Raw genomic sequence first — 11539 nt, 5'->3', positions numbered from 1 at the left:
GCAGATCGCCCTGCCCCCCCGACGGCGGCTGGGCCGCCGTGGCTGTTGCTGCGAGACTTACAGTCATGGCGTGGGCCTATTCGTCGTCGTCCGACTGGGCTTCGTTGAGGATTTCCTGGGCACGCGGCATGATGATGAACTGACCCCCGATAGTGACGGCCTGAGTGATCAGGGCCTCGGTGAGTTCTGCATCGCTCAGTTCGCTCTTGGCGTTGTCCACAGCGGCATTGAACCGCGCTTCGGAGGGGGCAGTAACAGCGTTGTTGTCGCTGATGGGGGTGACTGACATGGTGACTCTCCTTTACTGGGCTGATGAAACATCGAACGGATAATTGAGCCTATAGGCGCGTGCTTTCATTCTTGTGTCACTGCACCGCCCCTGAATACACGCACGCCGCGCTCGCGGGTCGCCGCCATCGGCGTCGAGGTCAGCTGCTGGTCGTGGTACTGCCCGATCATCGCCAGCCAGGCCGGCGGTCCGGAGATGAACAACTCATCGCCATCGGGCCCGACACGCACTGACATAGGCTTGCCATAGACATCCCGGCTGGCGACGTAATCCTGTAATTGCTCCAGTTGCCGACCCTGGACCTTGAATATTCGCGTATCGGTTTCGGCGTCGGAGGAGAGATAAAGCACATTGCCGTCGAAGTACCAGGACAGGCCATTGAAGTCGCACAGCGCCGTGAGAAAATCCCCGGCAGTCTCAGCACGTATCCGGCTACGCGACTGGCCGCGCACCTTGTCCGACATGACCACCGTCAGGCCCATGTTGTGGCCGAACTCTTCCAGCGCGTCGCGCACGTCCTGCGCGACCAGCACATACGCATAGGGCCGAGTGAACCAACTTGGCTGCTGGCCGGCGGGATCCGCGTCAGTTGGACTGGCGGCCAGCGAGTTAAGCGCCGCCAGCACCAGCGCCAGACCGATAGCAGCCCGTTTCAGGTTACCCATGCAATTGCTCCCCGCGACCGGCCGGATGGCACGAACCAACAGAAAAACGTGCATGTTTACGGATCATGTCAAGAAGATGACTTAAACGTCGGGCAACCTGTCGGATCTGAGAGGTCAACACTCCTTGGTTTTGGCCCCTGCAAAATCCGCCGAAAGAGCTCTGTTCATGCCAAATCGTTTTGCCTACACATCGTTGTTGCTTGCCAGCGTCATTCTTGCTTCCTGCGCCAACCAGCCGAACTCCGATGGTAGCTACCAGCGCTACATGCAACTGGCCGGCGACTTGCAACAACGTGGTGATGCAGGATCTGCCGCGGCCTTGTACGAAAAAGCCAGCCAGGAACCGGACGCCCAGATCGAGGCCTGGTTGAAGCTGGGCGAGGCGCGCCTGGCCAACGGCGATGCACGTGCCGCCGAGCGCGCCTACCAGCAAGCGCTGGAACGCGACCCCGAGAGCGCCGCGGCACTGCTCGGCATCGGCACTGCCCAACTGCACCAAGGCAAACTGGAGCGGGCAATCACCTCCCTGACCCAGGCCAGCGCGGGCAACGCTTCCCCCGAAGCATTCAACCGCCAGGGCGTGGCGCAGATGCTGCGTGGCCAGCCAGCGGCGGCCCAGGTGGCGTTCGCCCAAAGCCTGGCCCTGGCCCCCGCCAACCTGGATACCCAATGCAACCTGGCCCTCGCCTACGCCTTGGGCGGCCAGCCGCAACGGGCGCTGCAAACCATCAAGGCGGTACACGAGTCGCCCCGCGCCCAGCCCAGCCACCAACGCAACGCCCTGCTGGTCATGGTGTTGAGCGGCCGCGAAAAGGACCTCAAGACCCAGGATCTGGAAGACATCACGCCCCAGCAATACACCCGGTTGCTGACCGAGGCCCGGCGCCTCAAAGCCATCCAAGACCCGGTGATCCAGGCCCGTGAGCTGGGACTGGTCGGCAGCCGCTGAGCCAGAATGCTTCATTGACCCTCCTGCTTGTCGGCTTTGGCCTGTTGCTCGGCCAACCGCCGACGCAGTTCCTCCCGATCGTAGCCTTCGATGTAGACCTGGGCTGCCCGGCCAACCGGCGCGGCCATGGTGGGGCCAGTCGCCCGGCCCTCGATCAGATCCGAAGGCTGCTCGACCATCTGCAACAGCATCAGGTTATTCGCACAACCCGGCGGCAGCAGGCGCGAGTAGGTCCCAGCATCGGTATAGAAACTGTCTTCGACCGGTGGTTCGAGGCACGCCACCGGCACCCGCTCAATGCGGCCATCGGCACGGATGAAGGCCTGGTAGTCCGGCGAATAGCTCACCGGATCAAGCTGGGTTTTGCAGGCAGTCAGTAGCCAGAGCACGCCGAACAGCAGAGCGGCCAGGGACAGGTGAGACGATTGAGGGTTCATGCTCGCTCCTGGCTCAATTGATGTAGAAACCAAACATGTCGCTGCTGCGCGGTCCGCCAGACGTGTGGCTCGCGCCCGTGAGCTGGCCATCAAGGGGCGTGGCCAGGGCGCGTGTGCGAACCGGCTCTACCAAGTACGGAGTGATCAGGATCACCAATTCGGTTTCGTTGCGCTGAAAGCGCTTGGAGCGGAATAGATTGCCGAGGATCGGCATCTCGCCCAACATCGGCACTTTCTCGATGTCCTGGGTGCTCTCGCGCTGGAACAATCCGGCAATCGCGAAGGTCTGGCCGCTGCCAACCTCGACACGGGTATCGGCACGCCGCACCCGGAATGACGGGACCTGATAGCCACCGACAGACACGCTGCTGGAGCCCATCAGGCTGCTGACTTCCGGGCGCACTTGCAGGGCGATGCGACCGTTGGGCAGCAGGGTCGGGTTGAACATCAGTGAAACACCGTAGGGCTTGTATTCGATCCCTACCGTGTCGCGGTTGACCGGCACCGGCACCGCGACCTCGCCTCCGGCCAGGAAGCTGGCGGTCTGGCCGGTCATGGCGGTGATGTTGGGTTCGGCGAGGATTTCCAGGATGCCATTGCTTTGCAACGCTTCGAGCATCGCATCGATGTTGACGTTGCCCGAAGCCAACCCGGCGCTGACCACATTGGAGGCCCCAGCAGCCGCGCCGGACGCGAGGGCACCGCCCGTCAACAGGCCAAAGGAAAAGGTGCCGTTGTCGAACAAGGCATTCCAATTCACACCGTAGCGCAGCAATTCCGAGCGCGAGACTTCGGCGAAGCGCACCCGCAGGTTGACCTGGGCCGAGCCTGAGTAGGAGGTCGTGTTGAGGGTTGAGCCAACGTCCTGGCCTTCAGTGTCGAGCAGGCTGTTGAGGTCGGTTGCTTCGCCGACGCTGTTGACCATGCCGCGGGTCACCATGCGATTGCCGACGGCGCTCACCTGGACATTGCTCCCGGGGTGCAGGTCCCGCAACGGCCGGGTCACTGCCTGGGTGCCACGGTTGACCGCCAGACTCAGGCTGGTCAGCTCTTCACCCTCGGCGCCCAGGGCAATCAGGCTGGTTTGCCCAGGCGTCTTGCCAAACACATAGATCACACCAGGCGAAACCACCTGCAGATCAGCAATGCCAGGTTCTGCAACCAGCACCGACTCGACCGGATCCTGGAAATGCAGGATGCGACCTTCGCCCTGAGCCAGATCCAGGGTGGCCCTGCTGCCCGAGGCGATGGCTTGCGCCCGCGCCAATTGCGGCAGCAGTACGACTGACGCGACAGCGATCCAGAAACCGAAATACACAGACACACGCAACAGCGCAAAACACATCATTAAGCAGTCGCCATTGAAGTAAGGGAAGCACCACCGGCTGCCCGGCGATCGGTAATTTCAGTCAAGCTGATGGAGCCGATGGCCTGCAGGTTGTATTCACCGGCCAGCTCGCGGAACGACAGCACCGCCAACTCCAGCTCGCCACGCACCACCAGCCGACGCAGGCTGCGACGCAAATCGGGGTGGACCAACAGGACGCTGCGATCACCCTCGGCCAGTTGCCCGCAAACGGTGCGCAATTGGGTCAGCAATGAACGGCTAGCATGCTCGTTGAGCAACTCGCGCGGGTTGTCGGCTCGACGCAGATAAGCGCGCAACTGCTCTTCAACCGCGGGGGTCAGCACAAAGGCGGTGATGACACGGTTACGGTCGGCGTACTGATGGCTGATCTGCCGCGCCAGACTGGCGCGCAGGTGATCGGCCAGGCGCGCGGCATCCGGCTCGCGGGCGCCCCACTCGACCATGGCTTCGAGCAAGGCGCGCTGGTTGCGGATCGACACACCCTCGGCGATCAACAGACGCAGGGTTTCCGCCAGGCGCTGCAAGGGCACATTGCGCAATACTTCCTTGATCAACTCGTCATAGCTGGCTTCCATGCGCTCCAGAATCCTGCGGGTTTCCTGAATGCCCAGGAAGCTCGCGGCATTACGGCGCAGGCTGCGCTCGAGGATGGCTCGCAGGACTTCAGCGACACTGAGAAAACCGATACCGGCCTCCTCCAGTAGCCCCTGATGAGCGCGCTCGATCCATTGCGCCGGGCGACTGTGCAACGGCGACGGTGCCTCCAACGCTTGGATTTCCAGCAGTTGTACGTGCACCAGGTCGTCCTTGAGCAGCAAGCAGCCGACCGGTATCTCGCCCTCGCTGATCGGCACGCCCTCGAGCTCGACCACGAAGCCATTGGCGCGCAGATTGCGATCGATGTAGAGGTCCGGCACCGGCACCTCGATACCCAGGTCGCCGCGAAGCTCATGACACAAGGCTTCGATACGCTGGCGCAGCGGCAGTTCGGGCGCCACCTGCGCCACTTCCAGGCCGATGCTCAGCAGCACCCGACAGTCCAATGGCTTGGCCAGGGGCGCGTACGGCTCGATCGGTTCTTCTGCAAGCACCGCGACGTCGCTGGCCCCTTCGGCAATCTCGGGCTGGGGCGCTTTGTCGCGGCGGTAGATCGTGAATGCAGCAGCCCCCAGCAACGCCGACAAGCCGATAAATACCAGGGCGGGAAAACCTGGCAGCAACGCCACGCCCAGCAGGATCAAAGCAGTCAAGCCCAGGGCCTGGGCGCTGTAACCCAACTGGTGAAGGATCTCGCTGCCCAGGTTGCCTTCGGTAGTGCCACTGTTGACCCGGGTCACCACCATGCCGGCCGCGACCGAGATCAACAGCGCCGGGATCTGGGCGATCAGGCCATCGCCGACGGTCAGCAGCGAATAGGTGTGCGCCGCATCGGCGAACGACATATTCCGTTCGACCATGCCGATCATCATGCCGCCCAGCAGGTTGACCGCCAGGATCACCAGGCTGGCAATTGCATCGCCCTTGACGAACTTCATAGCGCCATCCATCGCACCGAACATCTGGCTTTCACGCTCCAGGCGCGAGCGTCGACGGCGCGCTTCATGCTGATCGATATCGCCGTTGCGCAAGTCGTTGTCGATGCTCATCTGCTTGCCTGGCATGGCATCCAAGGTGAAGCGCGCCGCCACTTCGGCCACGCGCTCGGCACCTTTGGTGATCACCACGAACTGGGCCACGGTGATGATCAGGAATACCACCAACCCCACCACCACCTGCCCTGCGATGACAAAATCGCCAAACGCCTTGACGATGTGCCCGGCGTCGCCGTCGAGCAGGATCAGACGCGTGGTGGTGATCGACAGGGACAGACGAAACAGCGTGCTTAACAGGATCAGCGGCGGCAGTGCCGAGAACTCCACCGAGTGTTTGATGTAGAAGGCGACGATAAGGATCAGGATGCTCAGCGAGATGTTCAGGCCGATTAACGTATCCACCAGCCAGGTTGGCAGCGGAATAATCATCATCACGATAGCCATCAGCATGAAGGCGACGACGATCACGTCGCTGCGCTGGGCGGCGATGCGAGCCAATGCGTTGAGGCGGTCGAGGAACATCATTGCGCAGCTCTGCGAGCGGTCAGATAACGTTTGAAGCACTGGCGCGCCTCATCCTTGCGCCCGCCGCTCCACAACGCACGGCTGCGCAACAGCCAGAGACCAGAGGACTCACCGTCCAGTTCGACCAGGCGGTCTAGCGCCGTCAGGGCGCGCTCGGCCTGGCCGCTGTCGGTAAAGGCCATGACCAGATTGCGCAGCAACGCAGTGTCGCCGGGCGCCATCTGCACGGCGATCAACAGCAGCACCAAGGCACGCTGCGACTGGCCGCTACGGCGATACAACTCGCCCATGCCCTTGAGCAGATCGACGCAGTCCTGTTCTTGACGATTCATGACTCGATCACCTCGGCGCGTTGCTCTTCGAGCAAGCGGCGCAAGGCGATTTCTTCGCTGATCAGTTCATGGGCCAACACCTTGATGTCGGGCTCGGCATCCAGGGTGGGAATCACGTTGTCCAAGACGTATTCGAGAATCTCCATCGAGCGGCGACTGCCGAACAGCTCGGCCGTCATGCCCTCAACGATGCCCGACTGCTCAATCTCGGCACGCAACGAACGGCGTGCCAACACCGCGCGCTGGCCCAGCACCGCCTCGAAGCGTCCACCTTGGCGCGCCTTGGCCGGCTGGACGCTGTCTACCGCCGGGGTTCTTTCGGCGGTTGTCGGTAAGGGCGCACCCGGATCAATTCTCATAAGGTGAGCGTGAACCGTTCTTCACCACGGGCGAGAATCACCCGATGGTTCTCGATGCGTTCGAGTATCCAGTTATCGGCCAGCGCAGCCCCTGGAAACAGGCGTTCGCCGTCGTTGTTGATCACATACGGGTTATCGCCAAACCAAACCGCCTGAAAACGCACACGGGGCTTGGCGATTTCGTTGCGGGCCACCACGCCGGGAAGCAACATCACCTGTTGGCCGAAGTGACTATCAAAAGCTTGCTGCACGTCAAGCCACTGGCTTTTCTGGGTGGGGCCATAAGTCCCCTGGGCACTGAGCTGGCCATCGACTTCGCTGACCTTGATCTGGTGCAGGCCTGACCTGGCAAGCTGCTGTTCGAGCCAAGCCCTGGCCTGCGCGATGGTCTGCGTCGGTTCATCGAGCACGGCCAGCGCAGCGGCCTCGTCAGCGCTGTTCAATGCCTGCGGCGAGACCGGCTCGCCCCGGAAGGCAAAGGCGCCCACACACAAGAACATCAGCAGCAAGGCAATGATCCACTGCGGCTTGCGCTGCCAGGCAGGTGTTACAGCTGGAGCCGCTATCGGCGCCAGGCATGCGGTGTCGCGACTGAGGGTCAGGCGGGCTTCGCCGATGCGAATATCCACGGGCAAAGGCGCACGATGCCCCTTGCCGGAAGGAATCAGCATTTCCCGGGCATGGGGGGCGCACACAAACACGTCGCCACCAATCGCTTCGACGGCCACCTGACCAGCGCTGAAACGCAGCGCCATATGACGTTCGGCAATGCCTGCGTCGCTGAGCAACAGATCAACACTTGCGGCACAACCAAGAATGTAGACGGGCTTGTCCAAGGGCAGGCAAACCCCCTGATGCAGACCGTGGGTGATACCAAGCACCGGCAGCCCTTTGCCCGTAGCGGCTACGACTGGGACCGCGGCGAAGAAAGTCAAGGCCGTCATGGTTGTATTACCGGAATAAGACCTGCGGACAAATACCTATGAGGCGCAGATAACGCTGTCAGCGGCAACGAACAGACATGCAGGCAGCCATGAGGCTGCCTGCATGACGACATCAGTTCTGAGGCCGTTGTTTGGTAGCGTCAAGCTCAGCTTTCTTAGCGGTGGACAGCTCGGTGATCTTGGCCGACTTTTCGATCGCCATGTTGAAAGTGGCTTCCATTTTAGCGATAGCCGAATCAGCGTTGCCGGAACTTACTGGGGGAGTCGTGCTCATGGTGATTCTCCTAATCGATGAGAGATACTTGCGCCGCCAAGCGGCCCACTAATGTTGCCAATCGAAGAATAGGGACCGAACATTACAGTTCAACATCTAACAAGTGTTTTAATTCTCAAAGCCAACTATTGTCTTGATCGGACCAGCACCCTAAACACCGGCCACCAAGATGCTTTGCAGCTGAAATCAGTGTATCGGACCAACTATTTCCCACAGGTAAGAGACAAATAGAAAGAACAAATAACCTATAAATCCCGATGGATCTTTTCTGGATAGAGCATCCATTTTTCATCAACTAAAAACTGATGGCCAGTTACAATCAGCTCTACCTAGGCTTATTGGATTCCACCTGCAAAAACGGGCATAACTGAAACAGTTACGCCCGTCTTTGCAAGCTCGCTATCTGCGCGTGCCCGACTCAGGAAGCGATGGTGCTCTCTTCCCCCGGCCACTCCTCGTAAGGGATATCCCAGATATCGCCATGCGGTACACCGTCGATCTCGTACTGGGTCAGGTAATCGCTCAGGGCGTCCGCGAACTTACCCACCCGCTTCTCCTGCTTGACTTCCTCGATCAGGCCAGGGACCAGCAATGCCAGCGCAGCCACCCCCGCCGCCGCGAAGCCCAGGCCACCCGCCACCATCGCGATCCGCGAAGCGGCAACCGCCGAGACGCTCATCGCGCTGGCGCCCACTTCAGCCACCGAAGCCAAACCCGCCATGATACCCAGCGAACCGGCCGTGATGTTCATGCCACCGGCGACCGTATCCCCTTTCCTGAGCGCCTTGACGCCATCGAAAATGCCGTAGGCGCCAGCCGTAATGGCCGCGATGCCACCGATCCCCTTCGCCGCGTTTTCCATACCTTTGAGGTTGGCGGTCACGCTTTTGAGCGGATCGTCCATCTTTTTGCCCAGGTCGCCAAGGCGGTCACCGGTCAGCTTGCCTTTCACATCCTTGAGGTAGTCCTGATAGTTCTTAAGCCCCCCTTCAGCCAGGAGCGTGGCGGACTGTACCGAACCGGTGGCGATGTCGACGATCTGCCGCTCAGTCAGCTTCCCGGCGTTGTTGGCGCCCTTGGCGATGGTCACGCCAGCCATGAACAGCCCGCTCACGCCGTGCAGGACGCCTTTGTTGGAAGCATCCTTGATCGACGAATCCTTACTGAAGACATCCAGCGCATCCAGGGTCTTGGTGCCCTGGCGAAGCAGGTCCCAGTCGCCCCTGAAGTTAGCCAGGATCTGGTCTGGTGTCGCGACGGTGCCGTCGGCATTGACGAGCATCTGCGGGTTTTCCTCGCTGATCTGCTCGATGATTTTCTTGACCTTCTCCTCATCCAGCTCATTGCCGCCATCGACGCCGAAGGCCGCCTTCATATCGTCGAAGGACGCATCCTTGAAGACGTTGTCCTTGGCGATGCTGGTGAAGTTATCGTTGAGCTTTGTGTCGAGCTTGCCGGTGAACTCGGGGTCCAGCGCCGAGTTGTACAGCGCGACTTCGAGGCTGAAGGAACTCATGGCTTCGTCAGGGGTATGGTCCTTGAGCAGTTCATTCAAGCGATCACCTGAAACCAGTGACTTCTCGTAATAGCTTTCCAACTCGGCATTGGCCTTGGAGCCTTTGACCGCGGCCTGGATCTCTCCGGCATTATTGATGCCCAGCGCGCCCTGGAGGATCTGCGCCGTACCAAAGAACTCGGCAAGAATTTCCGTGTGGGTAGTCTTGCCATCCTTGGACTTGGCCTCCCACAGTGTATCGAGTGACTTGCCGGACTTGATTTCGTCGTCGTAGGTTTTTTGCAGGGACTCCTTGAGCCCCTTGTTGTCTTCCACCAGCTTGGTCAACTCGCTGGAGCCGTGCTCGCTCATGTACTTACTGACCTCAGGGTCGCTCTGCAGGATCTCGATGTGTGTGTTGACATCGTCAAGCAGCTTCTGGGCATCGGGATGGCTGCGCACCTTGTTGGCAATCGTGACCTGCGACTTGTCGTCCTTCCACATACCGGCGGCGCTGCCCTGGATGATCAGTTGCTGGGCAGCCTGGAGATCCTGCAGGACCGCAGCTTTTTCCTCTGGTGAATATTTGTCCGGGTTATCGAACACGTCCTTGTTCAAGCCTGCGGTATCGACCCTGGCCAAGGCATTGTTGCCGGCAATCCCCGAGAGCAGCATGGTAACGGAGGTCGCATCCTTGGGTACGTTGGTGCTCTTGAGCCAGCTCTGGACATCGCCCCTGCTCAGTTCGCCATCAGGATTCTTGTCCAGTGGGTTCTTGGCGTTGTCGATAATCTTGAAAGCACCTGGCTGAGACCAGAAATCCAGTGCCTGCTTGGTCTCTTCGCTCAGCTGTGAATTCTGATTCTTGTACTCCTTGATGTCGTCGGCAGTCAGGTACTTGCCCGCCCCGGTCTTGCCCTTGATCGCCTCGAAGTTCTCATCGAGGATCGCTGCGTACTTGGCGATCTGCTGCGATGCTGGATCAGCATCCGGGTTGGTCTTGAGGTAATCCTTGTAGCTGGCGATATCATCGGTTTTCTTAAGCTCGGGCAGGGTCGAAAAGCCTTCCTTGCCGAAGTCCTGCAGACGACCCGCTTCGGTGCCGTGCTTGGCTTCGCCGCTCTTGGTGAAACCGTCCACGCTGCTGTTGAACACATCCCCACCGGACTGGGCATTGCCCTTGTCATCGAACATCGTGATGCGGTCCATGACCTGCGCGGCCCGGTAGGCGGCGTCAGCGTCGCTCTCGTAATCGCCGACCTGGTCCTTGAGCATGTCCTTGACGCCACTCTGGTTGCCCAAGTGCTTGAGCAGCGGGTTGTCTTCGATGATGTCTTGGGCCGAACGCTTGTCCTCTTCCGGGCGATTCCATACGATGCCGACCTTTTCGGCTTGCTCGCGGGCTTCCTTGTTGTCGCCCGCCGACGAAGCGTGCTGGATCTCACCCTTGAGGGCAGAGAAACCCTGCTTGCCGAAGTCCTGCAGGCGACCGGCTTCGGTGCCATTTTTCGCTTCGCCGCTTTTGGTGAAACCATCGACCCTGCCGTTACCGACGTCTTTGCCGGCAATCTTGTCGCCCTCGCCATTGAGGGTCTCGATGTGCTCAAGCACCTGGGTCGCACGATAGGCGGCGTCCGGGTCATTTTCGAAATCGCCGACCCGCTCCTTGAGCATGTCCCTGACGCTGCTCTGGTTGCCCAGATTCTTGAGCAAGGCATTGTCATCGATAATGTCCTGCGCAGAGCGATCATCCCCTTCAGGGCGCTCCCACTTGATACCCAGAGCCTCGGCCTGTTCACGTGCCTGGGGATCATCGCCGGGCTTGGACAGGTCCTTGAGCTCGCCTTTAAGGTGCGAGAACCCTTGCCGGCCAAAGTCCTGCAGGCGACCCGCTTCGGTGCCATGCTTGGCATCACCGCCCTTTGTGAAACCATCGACCCGGCCATTGTCGATGTCCTTGCTGGCGATCCGTTCACCACCCTCATCATATTTTTCCACGTGCTCAAGCACCTGCTTGGCGCGGTAGGCCGCATCGGGGTCAGTCTCGAAATCGCCGACACGGTCCTTGAGGTTATCCTTCACATCGCTCTGGTTGCCCAGGTTCTTGAGTACCGGCGTGTCGTCAATGATGTCCTGGGCCGAACGGTTGTCGCCTTCTGGCCGCTCCCATTCAATGCCCGCCTCCTTGGCCTGCTTGATCGCCTGGTCCCAGGCTTCGGCGAGCTTGGGGTCTTGTGGCTTGGACGTTACGCCTACAAAACTGACATCTTGAACGGACATTGATGACTCCTTTTTCTAGAGCATAAATG

11 protein-coding genes are annotated in these 11539 nt (G+C 60.4%); 1 reads left to right on the top strand and 10 read right to left on the bottom strand.

Going from position 1 to position 11539, the window contains the following annotated elements:
* Nucleotides 1–76: 76 nt before the first annotated feature.
* On the bottom strand, nt 77–289 hold the full coding sequence (locus HU811_RS02960; protein WP_186653841.1) for a hypothetical protein: 213 nt from the start codon (nt 287–289) through the stop codon (nt 77–79).
* A gap of 65 nt (nt 290–354) precedes the next feature.
* Nucleotides 355–954: a type III secretion protein gene (locus HU811_RS02955; protein WP_186653840.1), complete on the bottom strand. Its 600-nt coding sequence runs from the start codon at nt 952–954 to the stop codon at nt 355–357.
* Between the two features lie 166 nt (nt 955–1120).
* Here HU811_RS02955 and HU811_RS02950 point away from each other — a divergent pair, with 166 nt between their 5' ends.
* Entirely contained in the window at nt 1121–1903 is a 783-nt protein-coding gene (locus HU811_RS02950) for a tetratricopeptide repeat protein (RefSeq protein WP_186653839.1), read from the top strand.
* An 11-nt stretch (nt 1904–1914) separates the two neighbouring features.
* On the opposite strand, the gene HU811_RS02945 is transcribed toward HU811_RS02950, so the two are convergent.
* From HU811_RS02945 to HU811_RS02910, 8 genes are all read right to left on the bottom strand, one after another.
* Nucleotides 1915–2340: a hypothetical protein gene (locus HU811_RS02945; RefSeq protein ID WP_186653838.1), complete on the bottom strand. Its 426-nt coding sequence runs from the start codon at nt 2338–2340 to the stop codon at nt 1915–1917.
* 13 nt (nt 2341–2353) lie between these two features.
* Nucleotides 2354–3688: a type II and III secretion system protein family protein gene (locus HU811_RS02940; RefSeq protein ID WP_186653837.1), complete on the bottom strand. Its 1335-nt coding sequence runs from the start codon at nt 3686–3688 to the stop codon at nt 2354–2356.
* Nucleotides 3688–5826: a type III secretion system export apparatus subunit SctV gene (gene sctV, locus HU811_RS02935; protein WP_186653835.1), complete on the bottom strand. Its 2139-nt coding sequence runs from the start codon at nt 5824–5826 to the stop codon at nt 3688–3690. The genes HU811_RS02940 and sctV overlap by 1 nt, the downstream gene beginning before the upstream one ends.
* On the bottom strand, nt 5823–6158 hold the full coding sequence (sctY, locus tag HU811_RS02930) for a type III secretion apparatus assembly chaperone SctY (protein WP_186653834.1): 336 nt from the start codon (nt 6156–6158) through the stop codon (nt 5823–5825). The genes sctV and sctY overlap by 4 nt, the downstream gene beginning before the upstream one ends.
* Complete coding sequence (locus tag HU811_RS02925; RefSeq protein WP_165447467.1) at nt 6155–6517, bottom strand: hypothetical protein; 363 nt, start codon at nt 6515–6517, stop codon at nt 6155–6157. The genes sctY and HU811_RS02925 overlap by 4 nt, the downstream gene beginning before the upstream one ends.
* Nucleotides 6514–7461 carry a SctD/MshK family protein gene (locus HU811_RS02920; protein WP_186653832.1) on the bottom strand — a complete coding sequence of 316 codons (948 nt, stop codon included), beginning with the start codon at nt 7459–7461 and terminating at the stop codon, nt 6514–6516. Before HU811_RS02920 ends, HU811_RS02925 begins: the two co-directional genes overlap by 4 nt.
* Nucleotides 7462–7573: 112 nt before the next feature.
* Nucleotides 7574–7735 (bottom strand): hypothetical protein, encoded by a 162-nt coding sequence (locus tag HU811_RS02915; protein ID WP_163006721.1) that lies wholly within the window; start codon nt 7733–7735, stop codon nt 7574–7576.
* A 418-nt stretch (nt 7736–8153) separates the two neighbouring features.
* Complete coding sequence (locus tag HU811_RS02910) at nt 8154–11510, bottom strand: type III effector HrpK domain-containing protein (protein ID WP_186653831.1); 3357 nt, start codon at nt 11508–11510, stop codon at nt 8154–8156.
* Between the last annotated feature and the right edge of the window lie 29 nt (nt 11511–11539).

Source organism: Pseudomonas tehranensis, from assembly GCF_014268615.1.
In the GTDB taxonomy this organism is placed as follows: Bacteria; Pseudomonadota; Gammaproteobacteria; order Pseudomonadales; family Pseudomonadaceae; genus Aquipseudomonas; species Aquipseudomonas tehranensis.
Note: the sequence above shows the minus strand (reverse complement) of the source record. Positions and strands in the feature narration are given on the sequence as shown.